Below are 17,087 nucleotides of genomic sequence, written 5' to 3' on the forward strand. Positions count from 1 at the left end.
CCGGCTAGGTCAGCGAAACCGTGTGTGGAAACGACGCCCAGACGGCCAGCGTGCCGCCGAGCGCGAGCGCAACGCCGTACGGCACGCCGCGCGCGGCGACCGCGCGAACCGAGGCTGCGCGTCGCGGCCGCGCCGCCAGCAACGCGACGCCGCACAGCGCACCGCCCGCGCCGACGCCCGTCAGGACCGGCAACGCCAGCGACGGGCCGGCCCACAGGAATACCGCCGCCGCCAGCTTGACGTCACCTCCGCCGATCCAGCCCGCATGGCGCATGCCGCCGAACAGCAGCAGCATCGCCGCACCGGTCGCGACATGGCCGGCCAGCGGCGCGAACCCGTCGCGCGCGAGCGCCGCCGCGACGAAATACAGCGCCGCGAACGCGAGCACCGCGCGATTGGACAGGCGCCGGTCGCGCAGATCCTGCGCGGCGAGCGAGGCCAGCAAGACCGTGGCCACCGACTGCACGAGCATGAGCATGGGAGAGCCGTCCGTCGACACGCCCCGGCCGGATACGTTCTACCGCTGCGGATCCCGGTGTTCGTCGGTGGCGCTCGGGTTCAGGGGATCAGATCAGGCTCGTCACCTTGTTGATCAGCGTCGTGAACACGCTCGGCAAGCCGCCGGCGTTGCTGCTGAGGATCACGCCGACCGCCGCGAGCGCGACCACGACGATGCCCGCCAGCACGGCGTATTCGAGCGAACTGACGCCACGTTCGTCACGCAGCAGGGATTTGACGTATTGCAGCATGGCAACCTCCGTGTAACGGGGCCGGTGACCGACCGTTGAACGCAAAGATGCTCCGTTGCTCCGGTGGTTGCGCAGGGCATCCGCCCATGGCGATCCATGCGCGCGACCCTGGCACGAGGCCGCCCGCATCCCCCGGAATCCTCTCTCGATTACTGCAACACGCGGCGTGCAACGACATCTTCGATCGTTGCGTGCCTGCATCGGTGGTGCGGTCTTCCCGCACGATGCAACCGCGCTGATTCGTCTAGGGTATAGACAATTTTTCAGGCGAATTCAAATTATTTGGCGTCGGAATGCATTTATGGATTTCATCCTGCAACGATGAAATCCATGTCGTGCATTTCCGGTCATTTTTTCTCGCGTGACAGCGAAGGGTTCGCCGATCGGAACGAGCATGCCGACTGCTGCAGCGCGTGAATGATCGCCCCGGTTTCCATTCGATTTATCGGCATGCCGGGCCGATCCGCATGCGGCCGTCTTGCCACGCCCGGCCGGCCGTCCCGGCATGCACGACGGCCTCGCATCACATCTCCCCCGACCACCTGCCCCCGTTTTTCCGCCCGGATTCGGCAAATGATCTTCGCGCGAATCCACGCGCGTCTTCATCGCGACTTTCCAACCGGCAATTTCACGATTCCGCTTCCAGCTTCATTCGACTTGATTGGAATCCTGATTGAATGTCAGTTGCATGTGAATGCCGTTCTCATCCGGATGGAACGAATCGCCCGGCGCACCAACCCGAAAAACGGCGATAAGCATAGTTCAAATCGTTTCTTGTCCAGCCCTGGCACGTCATCGAGAATGCGCCGACGGGCTGAGGCCCGGCTTCGCTTCCCCCCAACGTTCCGGAACCATCGATTCATGCTTCCATTGCGCCTGCTTCGCTCGCTGCTGATCGCGTCCCTCTTTGCGTTGCCGGCCGCCGCCGCGCACGCCGACAAGCCCGCCACCATCCGCATCGGTGTCGCCCAGCAAGGCGCCGGCGATCCGCCGACGTTCGGCGGATCCAGCGCGGCCACCGCGCAGTTGCAGCAGCTGGTCGAAAAGGAGTTCGCGGCCGACGGCATCAAGGTGCAGTGGCTGTTCTTCAAGGGCGCAGGGCCGGCCGTCAACGAGGCGATCGCCAACAAGGCGCTCGACTTCGCGTACCAGGGCGACCTGCCCGCCGTGCTCGCCCGGGCGAACGGGATCAAGACGCGCCTGCTGCTCGCCGCGAGCGTGCGCTCGGGCGTCAAGATCGCGGTGCCGCCCGACTCCCCGATCCGCTCGATCAAGGACCTGAAGGACCGCCGCGTGTCGATCTTCCGCGGCACGAACCTGCAGCTCGTCGCCGACAACGCGCTCGCGAAGAACGGCCTCGGCGAACGCGACCTGCGCGTGATCAATCTCGACGCCGCGAGTTCGCTCGCCGCGCTCGCGTCGAAGGGCATCGACGCGTCGGTGGGCGACTACCAGCTGTACAAGCTGCGCGACGCGGGGCTCGCGAAGATCATCTACGAGTCGCAGAACGACGGTCCGCAGCTCACGCGCCAGACCCACCTGCTCGTGCTCGACGATTTCGAGCGCGCGCATCCGGACATCGTGCAGCGCGTCGTCACCGCAGTCGTGAAGGGCGCGCAATGGTCGTCCGATGAAGCGAATCGCGATGCGCTGTTCAAGCTGTGGGCGAAAAGCGGCGTGCCGGTGTCGTCGTGGCAGGCCGACTATGCGAACCAGCGCCTGAAGGATCGCCTGTCGCCGTTGATCGATCCGTTCGTCGTCGCGCGCTACAAGTCCGTCGCGCAGGATGCGCTGGCACTGAAGCTGATCCGTCAGCCGGTCGACGTCGATGGCTGGTTCGAGCCGAAGTATCTCGACAATGCGCTGCGCACGCTGAAGCTCGAAAGCTACTGGCCACGCTACGACGCGGCCGGCAAGCCCCTTTCCTGACCCGGACCTGCCACGATGAGCGACACCGCCTTTTCCATCCCGTCATCCGGGCGCCACGCGCTCGCCGCGCCGCCGCACCGTGCGGCGGCCGTGAAGCGGTGGTCGTGGCGGCTCGCGCCGTGGCTGCTGCCCGCGCTGCTGTTCACGCTGTGGAGCGTCGGCAGCGCGCGCGGCTGGATCGCGCCGCAGATCCTGCCGCCGCCCGAACGCGTGTTCGACGCACTCGCGGATCTCGCGACGAGCGGCGATCTCGTGCGCCACACGCTGATCAGCCTGCAGCGCGTGCTGGTCGGCTTCGCCGCCGGCACGCTGCTCGGCTTCGCGACCGGCGTCGCGCTCGGCCTGTCGCGCACGCTGGAAGCCTACGTGCTGCCGAGCTTCAATGCGCTCGTGCAGATTCCGGTGCTCGGCTGGCTGCCGTTCCTGCTGCTGCTCGTCGGTGTCGGCGAGCCGCTCAAATACCTGCTGATCGCGCATGCGGCGCTCGTCCCCGTCACGCTGAGCACGTTGCAAGGGTTTCGCCAGACCCCGCCCGCGCTGGACGAAGTCGCCCGCGTATTCGGCTACACGCAGCGGCAACGCATCGTGCACGTCGTGCTGCCCGCCGCGATCCCGACGCTCGCGACCGGCGTGCGGCTCGCGTTCACGAAGTCGTGGCTCGCGCTCGTCGTCGTCGAGCTCGTCGCATCGTCCGAAGGGCTCGGCTACCTGATCGTGTACGGGCGGCAACTGTTCCAGCTCGATCTCGTGATGGCGGCCGTGATCGTCGTCGGCGCGGTGGGCCTGCTGATCAACCGGCTGCTCGATGCGCTCGAAGCGCGCTTGCGCCGCGGCGTGCCGTCCGCGTTCCGCGGCTGAAGCGCCGCCCCTGCCCGCGCCACCGAAGGAGTCCCACCCTTGACGTATCCTGCTGCCGCACCTGACGCCACCCCGCCTGCTGGCGCGACCGCCCGCCGCCTGCGCGCACCCGACTGGCGCGGCTTCGTGCTGCCGCTCGTCGCGTTCGCGCTGTGGTGGGCGATCGCTTCCGCGCACCTCGTGAGCAGCGGGTTGCTCGTCGGCCCCACCGACGTGCTGAGTACCGCATGGGCGCAAACCACGAGCGGCGCACTCGGCCGCGCGCTGTCCGCGTCGCTCGCGCGTGAAGCGTGCGGCTTCGTGCTCGGCGCGACGGGCGGGCTGCTGCTCGGCGCCGCGCTCGGACTATCGCGCGTCGCGGCGCGCATGGTCGGCCCGAGCTTCGACACGTTCAAGCAGATCTCGCTGTTCGCATGGATTCCGCTGATTTCCGTATGGTTCGGCCTCGGCGACGTCGCCAAGGTCGTGTTCCTGTCGCTCGCCGCGCTGCTGCCCGTCGCCGCGCATACCTGCGACGGCATTCATGCGGTGCCGCGCGCGTATGTCGACGTCGCCCGCGCGCTGCGCTACTCGCGGCTCCAGCTCGTGCGCTACGTGATCCTGCCGGCCGCGCTGCCGTCGATCTTCACCGGGCTGTATCTCGGCCTGATCTATTCGTGGCTCGCGACGCTCGGCGCCGAATACCTGCTGGTCGCCGGCAGCGGGATCGGCAACACGCTGATCGACGGCAGCGAGCAGTTCCGGATGGATCTCGTGCTGTTCGGGATCATCGTCGTCGGCGTGACCGGCTGGGCGCTGAACGCGATCGCGCGTGCGATCGAGCGCAAGGTGCTGGCCCGGCGCGGCGACCCGACGCGCTGATCGCCTTTTCCTTCCTCGTCACCCTCTTCCTCGCACCGCCATGACGACCCTCGCCTCCGATTCGCTCGACATCCTCCACGTGAGCAAGCACTACGCGCAACGCGGCGCCGCGCTCGCCGTACTCGACGACGTGTCGCTGCACGTGCGCGCCGGTGAATTCGTCACGATCGTCGGCGCGAGCGGTTGCGGCAAGTCGACACTGCTGCGGCTGATCGCCGGGCTCGATACCGATTACGCGGGCGAGATCCGGGCCGGCGCCGAACGCGTGCGCGACACGTCGCTGCAGCGCGGGATCGTGTTCCAAGATCACCGGCTGTTCCCGTGGCTGACCGTCGCGCAGAACATCGAGGCCGCGCTGCGCAACGCCCCGCTCGATGCGGCCGCGAAGCGGCGCGCGGTTGCCGATCACATCGCGCTCGTCGGGCTGAACGGCTTCGAGCATGCGTATCCGAACCAGCTGTCGGGCGGGATGGCGCAGCGCGTCGCGATTGCGCGCGGCCTCGTGAACCGCCCGCGCGTGCTGCTGCTCGACGAACCGTTCGGCGCGCTCGACGCGCAGACGCGCGCGCGGATGCAGAACGAACTGCTGCGCATCTGGGAGCAGGAGCGCATCACGATGATCCTCGTCACGCACGACGTCGACGAAGCCGTGTATCTCGGCGACCGCGTCGTGACGATGGCACCGCGCCCGGGCCGCATCGAACGCATCGTCGATGTCGCGTTGCCGCGCCCGCGCCGGCGCGATTCGCCGGAATTCGCGCGATTGCGCGATACCGTGCTCGCCGATTTCGACGACCGCGACCCGCCGGACGACGATCGCCCGGGCGGCCAGCGCATCGACACGCCGCGCCCGCACCGGATCGGCGAATGGCGGCTTGCGTGGTAGTACGCATGTCGCGCCGCATTGCTCAGCATGACGACGCATATCGATCATCGCTGCGCACACGCTAAGGTTGTGACGATTCATCGGTTCCGATTGCGCGCGGTCCCTGCTTGAATGGAGACTCGACCGACCCGACTCCAGGAGACTCCCGATGTCCGAAGTCCAGCACGCCGCTCACCCGTCTTCGCATGCTTCGCACGCCGCGCCGCGCACGGCCGCCACGCCGCTCCAGCTTCGCCAGGTCGCCGGCCGGATCGGCGCCGAGATCGCCGGCGTGCGGCTGTCGGGCACGCTCGACGACGCGACGTTCGACGCGATCCAGGCCGCGCTGCTGCGCCACAAGGTGCTGTTCTTCCGTGGCCAGCAGCATCTCGACGACACCGCGCAGGAAGCGTTCGCACGCCGCTTCGGCAAGACCGTCGCGCACCCGACCGTGCCGTCCGTCGACGGCAGCGCAGCTCTGCTCGAACTCGATTCCGCGCACGGCGCGCGCGCCAATTCGTGGCACACCGACGTGACCTTCGTCGATGCGTACCCGAAGATCTCGATCCTGCGTGCCGTCGTGATTCCGCCGTTCGGCGGCGACACCGTGTGGGCCAACACGGCCGCCGCGTACACGAACCTTCCCGAACCGCTGCGCGCGCTCGCCGACACGCTGTGGGCGCTGCACACCAACGCATACGACTACGCGTCGACGCACGTGCATGCCGACGATACGCAACTGAAGCGCTACCGCGAAGTGTTCACGTCGACCGTCTACGAAACCGAGCACCCGGTCGTGCGCGTCCATCCGGAAACCGGCGAACGCACGCTCGTGCTCGGGCATTTCGTGCAGCGGCTCAAGGGGCTGTCGGCGCAGGATTCCGCGCACCTGCTGCAGGTGTTCCATGAACACGTGACGCGTCTCGAGAACACCGTGCGCTGGAACTGGCAGGAAGGCGACGTCGCGATCTGGGACAACCGCGCGACGCAGCACTACGCGATCAACGACTACGGCGATGCGCGCCGTGTCGTGCGCCGCGCCACCGTGCACGGCGACGTGCCGGTCGGCATCGACGGCCGCCAGAGCGTCGTGCTGAAGGGGCCTGGCGCGACGCTGCAATAACGCCCGCGTCGCGCGGCGGCGGTGCGCCATGCGCGCCGCCGCGCCTGCCCCCGCTTTCCGCTACCGGACACCGACCATGCACTTCCCGCCTCCGGACCGACGCGCACCCGCGCAACGATGTCGGCCCTCCGCCCCCTCCACTTCCGCCAGGAGCGTCGCATGAGCGCCCTACTCGAACCCGCCGCCCAGCCGGTCGACGTGATTCCGCTGTCCGCCCATATCGGCGCGGAAATCCGCGGCGTCGACCTCACGCAACCGTTGACCACGCCGCAGATTGCGGCGATCCGCGCCGCGCTGCTGAAATGGCGCGTCATCTTCTTTCGCGAGCAATTCCTCACGCACGAGCAGCACGTCGCGTTCTCCGCGCAGTTCGGCGAGCCGACGGTCGGTCACCCGGTGTTCGGGCACGTCGACGGGCATCCGGCCGTCTACTCGATCGCGAAGCATCGCAAGGCGACGCGCTTCGAAGGCGAACCGGTGCGCCGCCCGTGGACCGGCTGGCACACCGACGTGACGGCCGCCGTGAACCCGCCGTGGGCGTCGATCCTGCGCGGCGTGACGATCCCGCCGTACGGCGGCGACACGCACTGGACGAACCTCGTGCGCGCGTACGAAACGCTGTCGGCGCCGCTGCGCGGCTTCGTCGATGGCCTGCGCGGCGTTCACCGCTTCACGCCGCCGGCCGGCGCGCGCGCCACCGGCGCGTTCGACGACGCGGTCGAACGCCGCCCGCTCGTCACCGAGCATCCGCTCGTGCGCGTGCATCCGGAGACCGGCGAACGGGCGCTGTACGTGAGTCCGAGCTTCCTGAAATCGATCGTCGGGCTGACGCCGCGCGAGAGCCAGGCGCTGCTCGAACTGCTGTGGGAACACGTGACGCGGCCGGAATTCACGATCCGCTTCAAGTGGGAACCGCGCAGCATCGCGTTCTGGGACAACCGCGCGACCGCGCACCTCGCGCCCGTCGACATCTTCGATCTCGACTTCGACCGCCAGCTGTATCGCACGACGCTCATCGGCGATGTGCCGGTCGGCCCGGACGGACGGCCGTCGGTCGCACTCGAAGGCTCGCCGGTCGAAGCCGCGGCGGCGGTCGCGCTCAACTGAACCGACCCGACAAGACGGCAGCCGGCGCGCATTGCATCGCGCCGGCCTTTCCCGTCGTCACACCGCGCGGACGACAGCACCGTCCGCGCGGCCCGCCCGTCAATCCAGCCAGACCCCGTCGAAGCGATGCCCGCCGAGCGGCGAGAACGTCAGCCCGTGCACGCGTTTGGACACCGGCAGCGACACGATCGACGTCGCGATCGGCGTGAACGGCACCTGGTCCTTGAACACGACCTGCGCCTGCTCGTACAGCGCCGTGCGCTTCGCGACATCCCCATTGGAACGCGCCGCGTCCACCAGCTTCTCGAAATCCTGGTTGCACCACTTCGCGAGATTGCTGCCGTGCACCGCGTCGCAACCGAGCAGCGTGCCGAGCCAGTTGTCGGGGTCACCGTTGTCGCCCGACCAGCCGTACAGGATCGCGTCGTGCTGCCCGTCATGCTTCGCGCGGCGGTTGTATTCACCCCACTCGTAGCTGACGATCTTCGCGCGCACGCCGATCTTCGCCCAGTCCTGCTGGATCAGTTGCGCCATCAACTGCGCATTCGGGTTGTACGGGCGCTGCACCGGCATCGCCCACAGCGTCAGGTCGAAGCCGTTCGGGAAGCCGGCCTGCGCGAGCAGCGCCTTCGCGGCCGCCGGGTCGCGCGGCGCGTCCTTCAGCCGCGGGTTGTACGACCATTGCGCGGGCGGCATCGGGTTCGTCGCGATCGTCGCGTCGCCGTTGAACACGGTCTTCACGATCGCCGACTTGTCGATCGCGATGTCGAGCGCGCGACGCACGTCGACGCGATCGAGCGGCGCATGCTGCGTGTTGTACGCGACGAAGCCGACGTTGAAACCCATCCCCGAGAACAACGTCAGCTTCGGGTCGCGCCGCACCGTGTCGAGATCGGCCGGCCGCGGGAACGCCGATACCTGGCACTCGCCGGCCACCAGCTTCTGCAGGCGTGCGGCCGGATCGGGCGTGATCGCGAACACGAGGCGCGAGAGCTTCACGTCGTCCGGCTTCCAGTAGTCGGGATTCGCGTCGTAGCGGATCAGCGCGTCCTTCTGGTACGTGCGCAGCAGGAACGGCCCCGTGCCCACCGGGAACTGGTTGATGTCGGCCTCGCGATGGCGCGCCGCGAGCTGCGACGCATACTCGGCCGACAGGATCGACGCGAACGCCATCGCGAGATTGCGCACGAACACGACGTCGGGTGTCTTCAGCACGAAGCGCACCGTGTAGTCGTCGACCTTGTCGATGCGCTCGACGTTGCGGTCGAAGCCGAGGTCGCTGAAATACGGGAAGCTGACCGGATAGGCCTTGCGGAACGGATCCTCGGGATCGAGCATCCGGCGGAACGTGAAGACGACGTCGTCGGCCTGGAACGGCCGCGTCGGCTTGAACCACGCGGTGGTCTGGAATTTCACGTCGCGCCGCAGGTGGAACGTGATCGTGCGCTGGTCGGGCGACACGTCCCAGCTCGTCGCGAGCGCCGGCTCGAGATCGAGCGTGCCGCGCTTGAACTGCACGAGCCCGTTGTAGACCGGGTACGTGCTCGCATCGAAATCGGTGCTCGTCGTATGCTGGCCCGGATCGAAGCCGGCCGGGCTGCCTTCGGTGCAATACACGAGCGTCTTGCCGGACGGCGCGGCAAGCGCGTGCGTGCCCGCGCCGGCGAGCAGCAGCGACGCCGCGATGCAACGCAGGGCCGCGGCGGCATGGGGTACGCCACGCGCACGACGCGCAGCTGACGAAACGAAAGCGTTCTTCATGGTGACGGAGACAGGAGAGAGCTGTCATGAAAATGACGACGGCCGATCTTCGCGCGCCGCCCGCCGATCGCTTACCAATTAATTTCGCGTTGCTTATCGTCGTGGCTGCATCCCGCTGCCCGTGCATGAAAACGTCCGCGCGAGCACCGGGCGGCCGTCTCGCAGCGCCGTCTTCCGGCCCCCTGCAGACTCGCCGGAAATGGTGCATCGTATCGGCTGGCCAACACTGGTACGGGCGCGCCCGGATTTGCCCGGCGCCGCCGCGCCGCCGATTCCAGGAGGACACACGATGCCTGTCAGCTCCGAAACGTCTGCTCGCCCGGTAAAGACGCCGGGCCCCGATCACCCGATCACGATCGAACTGCACCCGCGGCGCGTCGTGGTCAAGGCGGCCGGCAGGGTCGTCGCGGATACGCGCCGCGCGCTGGCGCTGCGTGAAGCCGCCTACCCGGCGGTGCTCTACATCCCGCGCGAGGACGCCGACCTGACACTGCTGCAACGCACCAATCACGCGACGTACTGTCCGTACAAGGGGGACGCCGCCTACTACTCGATTCCGGTCGCCGGCGAGCGCGCGGTCAATGCCATCTGGACCTACGAGGCGCCCTATCCGGCCGTCGAGGCAATCCGCGGGCACCTCGCGTTCTATCCGGATCGCGTCGATTCGATCGAGGAAAGCCCCGCCGGCTCCGATTGAGGGTCGCGGCAGTCGTTCGTCGAACGCCGGGCGGCTGCGTGTGCGCGTGTGCGAATTCGCCGGCGGGTTCCCGTGCCGATCACCGACCCGAACCCGTCCACCTGGCCCGCCGCTGATTTGCATATGCGGATTCGTTGGTTGGCCGCCGGCCTGCGCGGCCGTATCGTCCTGAATCCGGCGCGGGCCGGCCCGTGGCGCGCATTGCCCGCATCGGGCTCCGCCCTGCGCCGGCCGCGCCGTCTTTCGCGCGCGGCCCGTGAACCCGCACGCAGGACGCCTCGATGAACGACACACCGCACGCAGACGTTGAACCGACACCGGCGAATCCGCATCGCCGCCAGTGGCTGCAAGGCGCGGCCGCCGGGCTGGCCGGGCTCGCGCTCGGCCCGCTCGCGGGCCGGCCTGCATATGCGCAAGACAGCGGCACGCGGCTGCGCGTCGGTTTCCAGAAATACGGCAACTTCGTCGTGCTCAAGGCGCGCGGCACGCTGGAGAAGCGGCTCGCGAGCCAGGGCGTCACCGTGCAGTGGCTCGAATTTCCGGCCGGCCCGCAATTGCTCGAGGGCCTGAATGCCGGCGCGATCGACGTCGGCACGGTCGGCGAGACGCCGCCGATCTTCGCGCAGGCGGGCGGCGTCGATTTCGTCTACATCGGCAACGAGCCGCCCGCGCCGCAGGGCGAGGCGATCGTCGTGCTGCCCGACTCGCCGATCCGCAACGTCGCGCAGTTGCGCGGCAAGAAGGTCGCGTTCAACAAGGGTTCGAACGTCCACTACCTGCTCGTGAAGGCGCTCGAACATGCGGGGCTGACGTATGCGGACATCCAGCCGATCTACCTGACGCCCGCCGACGCACGCGCCGCGTTCGTGCAGCGCAACGTCGATGCATGGGTGATCTGGGATCCGTACCTGGCCGCCGCCGAGCGGCAGATCGGCGCGCGCGTGATCGCGAACGGCGAAGGGCTCGTGCGCAATACGCAGTACTACCTCGCGGCGCGCAAATACGCGGCGGCTCACCCGCAGGTGGTGCGCGCGCTGCTCGACGAAGTCGACGCGGTCGACCGCTGGGCGCGCGACCATGTGTCCGACGTCGCCACGCAACTGTCGCCGCTCGTCGGCCTCGATGCGCCGACGCTCGAAGTCGCACTCAAGCGCGCCGGCTACGGCGTGCAGCCGATCAGCGACGCGACGCTCGCGTATCAGCAGAACATCGCCGACGCATTCAGCGCGCTGAAGCTGATTCCGGGCAAGCTGTCGGTCGCGAGCGCACGCTGACGCGCCGGTGCCGCTGCCGCCGACGCGCGGCGTGGTACGCGTGACTCAGCGCGCGGGTGCCGCGCCGATGCGCCGCCATTCGTCGTAGTCGGTGACGAGGCCCGCTTCGTCGACCGCGATATCGGCCGCATACGTGCCGCTTTCATAGCGGTACACACGCTCCGCCGTACGCGTATAACGCTGCTCACCGCGCACGAACGCGAAATCCGGAAAGCGCAGCCACGCGGTGTGGATCACGGCCGCGTCGCCGACGGCCAGCCCGAGCCGACGGATCGGCAGCGTATTCGTCGACGGGCTGAAGCCGAGATCGAGGTCGGTCGCGCCCGCGAGCGCCGGGACGTCGACGCCATCGATCGTCCATCGCCCTGCGTCACGGCGGATATCCCACTGCCGCGGCGGCTCCGTGCCGCCCCACTGCGTGATGCGCGCCGAGCGCGTGAGCCAGTCGGCGCCGCATGCGATCGCGTAATCGATGCGAAACGGCGAGCCGTCGATCGCACCCGACACCGACCCCGACAGGTCGACTCCCGTTCGCGATTCGACGAGCCGGCACCATTCGGCCGCCTGCCACGTCTGCACGATCTGCCATGCGACGCAGCACGTGCGCACCGCGTCATCCTGTTGCGTCATGTCGTCGTCTCCAGTCGATCGCACGGAAGCCGATTGTCCTCCATCGCACCGGCGAACACATGCGGCTTCGCCAACCGATGCTCAGTATCGGTTCACCGCGCACCTTCCGGCAGCCCTGCTTTGGTACCATCCGTCGATCGGCATCAACCGGAACCGGACAAGGGGCGCGACTTCATGGATTTGCTGGCGACGATGCGCATCTACGTGAGGGTCGTCGAGCGCGGCACGATGTCCGGCGCGGCGCGCGATCTCGACATGGGCCAGCCGGCCGTCAGCGAGCGCATCGAGCGGCTCGAGAAGCATCTCGGCACACGGCTGCTGTTGCGCAGTGCGCGCACCCTCACGTGCACCGAAGAAGGCCGGATCTTCTACGAACGCAGCAAGGAACTGCTCGAAGCGGCCGACGATGCGGTCGCGTCGGTGTCGAAGACGGAAAACGCGCTCGACGGCACGATCCGGCTCGCGGCACCGCAATGCGTGGGCGAAGTCGTGCTGCCGGGTGTGCTGATGCATGTCCGCACTGCGTATCCGAACCTGCACATCGACCTGGTCCTGAACGACGACATCGTCGATCCGGTCACGGAAGGCGTCGACATCTCGATCCGCGTCGGCCAGCTCGGCGACGGCGGGTTCGTCGCGCATCCGGTCGGCGCGGTCGGCCGCCGGCTCGTCGCCGCGCCGTCGTATCTCGAGCGGCACGGCCCGATCGACACGACGGCCGAGCTTGCGAACCATCCGTTCATCCGCGTGAAAGGCGTCTTCGCCAGCGAACGGCTGCCGCTGCAGCGCGACGGCGGCGCGCTCGACTACGCGCGCATCCGCACGATCATGACGACGAGCCACTGGCGCCCGATGTTCGACACGATCGTGGCCGGCGGCGGCATCGGCGTGGTCCAGCAGCCGGCCTGCGCGGAGGCGCTCGCGGCCGGTACGCTCGTCGAGCTCCTGCCGCGGTACGTGATTCCCGACTTCGCGCTCAACGTGCTCGTGCATGCGCAGCGGCCGCTGCCGCCGCGCGTGCGGGCCGTCGTCGACCTGCTGAAGCAGGACATCCCGCCGCTGCTGGCCCGCCCTGCCCGATAACGGCGGCCAGCGCCGCCCCCGTCACGCCTGCAGCGACTTCCCCGGCTCCTTCACGTGGGCGTCGACTTCCATCCGGTAGAAGCGCGCGCTGACGAAGCCGAACAGCGTCCAGCCCAGGAACACGCACAGGCCGCCGAGCATCAGCGCCTGCTCGCCCGAGCTGAACAGCGCATAGAAGCTGTACGCGGTGGCCACCATCGCGATCACGTTGGTCAGCAGCGCCTTCGCCGGCGGCACCTTCGCGACCTTCTGGATCGTGATCAGCGCGGCCATCGACATCACGTACGGCACGAGGTTCGTGACGACCGCGAGATCGACGATCTTCTGGAACTGGCTGCTCAGCTCGGGGCTGATCGTCATCAGCGCCAGCGCGACCTGTGCGACCAGCAGGATCACCATCCCGACGATCGGCGTGCCGGTGCGCGTCGCACGCGCGAATACCGGCAGGAAGTAGCCGACGTCCGCCGAGCTCTTGAACACCTGCGCGACCGTGAACTGCCAGCCGAGCAGCGAGCCGATGCACGCGATCACCATCAGCGCGGTGACGATCGTGCCGACCGTCGGCGTGAACATCGTCGCGAACGCGATGCCGAACGGCGCGTTCGACTTCGCGAGGATCGCGTTGGGCACGATCCCCGCGATCACGTTGGTCGATACGATGTAGAAGATCGCCGACGCGATCGTGCCGCCGAGCACGGCGATCGGCACGTTGCGCTCCGGATTCTCGACGGCGTCCGAGTTCGCGCACGCCGATTCGAGCCCGAGGAACGCCCACAGCGTCACCGCGATCGAGCTGCCGACGGCCGGCCCGAACGGGATGTTGTTCGGGTTCCATGCGGCGCCCCAGGTCGCGCCGCTGAACCAGAACCAGCCGATCAGCGACACGACGACGACCGGAATGATCACGCCCCACACCGTCACCGCGCCGATCCGGCCGGTGATGCGCGAGCCGCCGAAGTTCGCGATCGTCGTCAGCACGAGCAGGAAGATCGTCCACAGGCCGGTCTGCAGCGGCGACAGCGTCGCGTCGAACAGCACGGTGCCGTAACCCACCGCCGTGACGCCGATCGCGACGTTGGCGATCACGAGCGACAGCCCGTACGTGTAGTTCGCCATGTAGTTGCCGGCCTTGCCGAACGCGTATTCCGCGTAGCCGCCCATCCCGCCCGGCTTGCGGCTCAGCATCCCGCAGCGCGCGAACGCATAGGCCAGCGCGAGCGAGCCGCCGGCCGTGACGATCCACGACAGCAGCGAGATCGTGCCGACCTGCGCGAGCTTCGACGGCAGCAAAATGATGCCGGAGCCCATCATGTTGACCGCCGTGAGGATGGTCAGTTGCCAGACGTTCATCCGGTTCTTCGGCGCGGCCGCGGTGGCCGCGCCGGACATGCGCGCTGCGTTTTCCATGATGTCGATCCCTCGATGTGAGGCCGCCGCGCGGCCGGTCGCGCGTTCAGGCCGTCAGGCAATACACGCGGTACGTGCCGTCCTCGACTTCCACGCCGTGCGTATCGTGCGCGAAGCCCGGGAAGCGCCGGTCGTATGCTTCGAGCGCCTTCAGGTAACCGAGTACCGGGCCGTCCGCCGGCCCCGCGTTCTCGCCCGGCATCAGCAGCGGAATGCCCGGCGGATACGGCACGACGCCGGTGGCGACCGTGCGTCCGGCCAGCGTCTCGAGCGTGACCTGCTCGACGCGGCCCTGCACCAGATGCTCGTAGGCGCGCACCGGGCTCATCTCCGGCTTCGGCAGGATCGAGAACGCTTCCGACATCAACCGCGTCGTGCCGAGCTGCTCCATCGCCGCGAACATCGTGTCGGCCAGGTCCTTCAGCCCCATGCCCGCATAGCGCGAGCCATGCTCCTTCGCGAGCGACGGAATCGCCATGTCGAGCGGCAGGTTCGCGTCGTAATCGCGCTTGAAGTCGCACAGCGCGCTGACGAGCGAGCCCCACTTGCCTTTCGTGATGCCGATCGAGAACAGGAACAGGATCGTGAAGTCGGTGGTTTTCTCGACGACGATCCCGCGTGCGTCGAGATACGCGGTCACGACGCTCGCCGGAATGCCGACCGGCATCAGCCCGCCGGCGGGCGCGACGCCCGGCGTGACGATCGACACCTTGATCGGATCGAGCATGCAGTAGCCGTCCTCGATATTGCCGAAGCCGTGCCATTGCGCGCCGGGGCGCAGCACCCAGCACGACGGGTCGCTCGCGAGCAGCTCGGGCGACGCATCGTGGAACGGCAGCGTGCGGCCGGTGCGCGTCTCGAGCACGGTGTCGGGCTGCCAGCACTCGAAGAACCAGTCGCCCTTCGCGCCGAACTCGCTGTTCATCCGCGCGATCATCTGCCGGAACGCGACGGCTTCCTCGATCGACTCGTGCGTGAGCGCCGCACCGCCGGGGCCGTCCATCATCGCGGCCGCGACGTCGTTCGACGCGATGATCGCGTAGTTCGGCGACGTCGACGCGTGCATCATGAATGTTTCGTTGAACTGGCCATGCGGAATCGGGTTGCGGCCGTCGCGCACGTGGATGTACGACGCCTGCGACAGCGCGGTCAGCAGCTTGTGCGTCGACTGCGTCGCGAACACCGTCGGGCGATCCGCGCGATGGTCGCGCGGGTCGCCGTGCATCGCGTGGCGATCGCGGTAGATCGGGTTGAAACGCGCGTAGCCGTACCAGGCTTCGTCGAAATGCAGCCGGTCGACGCTCGCGCCGAGCAGCTCCTCGACGCGCGCGACGTTGTAGCACAGGCCGTCGTACGTCGAGTTGGTGACGATCGCATGCTTCGGCTGGCGATCGGCGAGCCCGGCCGTGAGCGGGTTCGATGTGATCGCTTCGCGGATCGCCGCCTGCGTGAGGCGCTCCGACGCGATCGGCCCGATGATCCCGTAGCGGTTGCGCGTCGGCACGAGGTAGGTCGGGATCGCGCCCGACATCGTCATCGCGTGTTCGGCCGACTTGTGGCAGTTGCGGTCGCACAGCGCGATCTGGTCGCGGCTCACGCTCGCCATCAGGATGATGCGGTTCGACGTCGACGAGCCGTTCGTCACGTGATACGTGCGATGCGCGCCGAACACGCGTGCCGCGTAGCGCTCGCTTTCGCCGATCGGGCCCGAGTGGTCGAGCAGCGAGCCGAGTTCGCCGACCGAGATCGACAGGTCGGAACGGAACAGCGCTTCGCCGAAGTATTCGAAGAACGCGCGGCCGACCGGCGATTTCAAAAAGCCCGTGCCGCCCGTGTGACCGGGCGTATGCCACGAGTATTCGTAGACGCGCGAGAATTTCGCGAGCGCGCCGAACATCGGCGGCAGCACGGTGGCGCGATAGCGTTCGATCGCCGCATGGATGCGCCCGCCGATGAAGTCGGGCGTATCCTCGAGCAGCCACACGAAGTCGTCGACCTGCCCCATCACCTTGGACGGCACCGACGACGCGACGCTGCGGTCGGCCAGCAGGAAGATCGGCACGTTGGCGTTGCGATGCCGGATCGCGTCGACCACGGCCTCGGACGGCCCGTGGCCGTCCACGCCGAGATCCCAGTCGAGCAGCACGCACTGGATCGACGGATCGGAACGGATCAGCATGATCGCATCGTCGGCCGAGGTGGCCGTGAGCACGTCGATGTCGCGCTGCACGAGCTCCGCGCTCAACGTGCGGACCGCACGCCCGGTCGCGGTTTCCTGCGTGATCTCGTCATCGACCAGAAGCGCGCGCATGCCGAGACGACGAATGCCGCCGACGGACGTATTCATGTTGTTGCCCTCGTTGTTCCGATGCTTCGTTGGGGTGATGCGTCTCACGAGCACGCGGACAGCAGGCCACGGGCGGCGGCATGAGACGCTCGCAAATCCGGTTTGATTCGCCATCCAATTCGGAGCCGACTATGCCATAGATGCCTTTTGATGAAAAGCAGACGAATCGGCGAAACGGTCGATCGCTTTCAAATCGCATTTCACGATCGCTTCATTTTGATGTGCATTGCAGCACGCCGATTTCCGATTATTGGATCGGTTTCGCCCACCCATCGGATTGGCGATTCCGGTTGATTGAATTCGCCCGGTTTTGTTGCTACGATCGGCTGCGCCGTGCATTGACCGATGGCGGCTGCGCCTCGCCGCGCAAGGCTTCTTCGTGCGGCGCGCCATTCG

The 17,087-nt window shown here is 67.9% G+C and carries 15 protein-coding genes; 9 read left to right on the forward strand and 6 right to left on the reverse strand.

Going from position 1 to position 17,087, the window contains the following annotated elements; all coding sequences use genetic code 11:
• Positions 1-4 precede the first annotated feature (4 nt).
• Positions 5-478, reverse strand: a complete 474-nt coding sequence (locus CFB82_RS28030) for an A24 family peptidase (protein WP_089486149.1) — start codon at positions 476-478, stop codon at positions 5-7.
• An 88-nt stretch (positions 479-566) separates the two neighbouring features.
• Positions 567-749, reverse strand: coding sequence for a Flp family type IVb pilin (locus CFB82_RS28035; RefSeq protein ID WP_069251196.1), 183 nt, complete (start codon positions 747-749; stop codon positions 567-569).
• 861 nt (positions 750-1,610) lie between these two features.
• Here CFB82_RS28035 and CFB82_RS28040 point away from each other — a divergent pair.
• The 6 genes from CFB82_RS28040 (at position 1,611) to CFB82_RS28065 (ending at position 7,492) form a co-directional block, all read left to right on the forward strand.
• Positions 1,611-2,678, forward strand: coding sequence for an ABC transporter substrate-binding protein (locus CFB82_RS28040; protein WP_069251195.1), 1,068 nt, complete (start codon positions 1,611-1,613; stop codon positions 2,676-2,678).
• Between the two features lie 15 nt (positions 2,679-2,693).
• Entirely contained in the window at positions 2,694-3,536 is an 843-nt protein-coding gene (locus CFB82_RS28045) for an ABC transporter permease (RefSeq protein ID WP_089486150.1), read from the forward strand.
• A 39-nt stretch (positions 3,537-3,575) separates the two neighbouring features.
• Entirely contained in the window at positions 3,576-4,397 is an 822-nt protein-coding gene (locus CFB82_RS28050; protein WP_089486151.1) for an ABC transporter permease, read from the forward strand.
• Positions 4,398-4,437: 40 nt separating this feature from the next.
• Positions 4,438-5,283, forward strand: coding sequence for an ABC transporter ATP-binding protein (locus CFB82_RS28055; RefSeq protein ID WP_089486152.1), 846 nt, complete (start codon positions 4,438-4,440; stop codon positions 5,281-5,283).
• Positions 5,284-5,431: 148 nt separating this feature from the next.
• The gene (locus CFB82_RS28060; protein WP_089486153.1) at positions 5,432-6,385 is read left to right on the forward strand and encodes a TauD/TfdA dioxygenase family protein; all 954 of its coding nucleotides are present in this window, start codon (positions 5,432-5,434) and stop codon (positions 6,383-6,385) included.
• Between the two features lie 159 nt (positions 6,386-6,544).
• The gene (locus tag CFB82_RS28065; protein ID WP_089486154.1) at positions 6,545-7,492 is read left to right on the forward strand and encodes a TauD/TfdA dioxygenase family protein; all 948 of its coding nucleotides are present in this window, start codon (positions 6,545-6,547) and stop codon (positions 7,490-7,492) included.
• A gap of 99 nt (positions 7,493-7,591) precedes the next feature.
• On the opposite strand, the gene CFB82_RS28070 is transcribed toward CFB82_RS28065, so the two are convergent.
• Positions 7,592-9,253, reverse strand: coding sequence for an ABC transporter substrate-binding protein (locus CFB82_RS28070; RefSeq protein ID WP_089486155.1), 1,662 nt, complete (start codon positions 9,251-9,253; stop codon positions 7,592-7,594).
• Between the two features lie 289 nt (positions 9,254-9,542).
• Here CFB82_RS28070 and CFB82_RS28075 point away from each other — a divergent pair, with 289 nt between their 5' ends.
• Both CFB82_RS28075 and CFB82_RS28080 read left to right on the forward strand, forming a co-directional pair.
• Positions 9,543-9,950, forward strand: coding sequence for a DUF427 domain-containing protein (locus CFB82_RS28075; protein ID WP_089486156.1), 408 nt, complete (start codon positions 9,543-9,545; stop codon positions 9,948-9,950).
• Positions 9,951-10,231: 281 nt separating this feature from the next.
• The gene (locus CFB82_RS28080) at positions 10,232-11,224 is read left to right on the forward strand and encodes a sulfonate ABC transporter substrate-binding protein (protein ID WP_089486157.1); all 993 of its coding nucleotides are present in this window, start codon (positions 10,232-10,234) and stop codon (positions 11,222-11,224) included.
• Between the two features lie 45 nt (positions 11,225-11,269).
• Here the strand turns inward: CFB82_RS28080 and CFB82_RS28085 are convergent, their stop codons facing one another.
• Positions 11,270-11,854 (reverse strand): putative glycolipid-binding domain-containing protein, encoded by a 585-nt coding sequence (locus tag CFB82_RS28085; protein WP_089486158.1) that lies wholly within the window; start codon positions 11,852-11,854, stop codon positions 11,270-11,272.
• 174 nt (positions 11,855-12,028) lie between these two features.
• Here CFB82_RS28085 and CFB82_RS28090 point away from each other — a divergent pair, with 174 nt between their 5' ends.
• Positions 12,029-12,937, forward strand: coding sequence for a LysR family transcriptional regulator (locus CFB82_RS28090; protein WP_089486159.1), 909 nt, complete (start codon positions 12,029-12,031; stop codon positions 12,935-12,937).
• Positions 12,938-12,958: 21 nt separating this feature from the next.
• On the opposite strand, the gene potE is transcribed toward CFB82_RS28090, so the two are convergent.
• Both potE and CFB82_RS28100 read right to left on the reverse strand, forming a co-directional pair.
• Positions 12,959-14,344, reverse strand: coding sequence for a putrescine-ornithine antiporter (gene potE / locus CFB82_RS28095; protein WP_089486160.1), 1,386 nt, complete (start codon positions 14,342-14,344; stop codon positions 12,959-12,961).
• Between the two features lie 46 nt (positions 14,345-14,390).
• Complete coding sequence (locus CFB82_RS28100; protein WP_089486161.1) at positions 14,391-16,691, reverse strand: Orn/Lys/Arg decarboxylase N-terminal domain-containing protein; 2,301 nt, start codon at positions 16,689-16,691, stop codon at positions 14,391-14,393.
• Positions 16,692-17,087: the final 396 nt, after the last annotated feature.

Source organism: Burkholderia sp. HI2714, from assembly GCF_002223085.1.
GTDB lineage: Bacteria > Pseudomonadota > Gammaproteobacteria > Burkholderiales > Burkholderiaceae > Burkholderia > Burkholderia lata_D.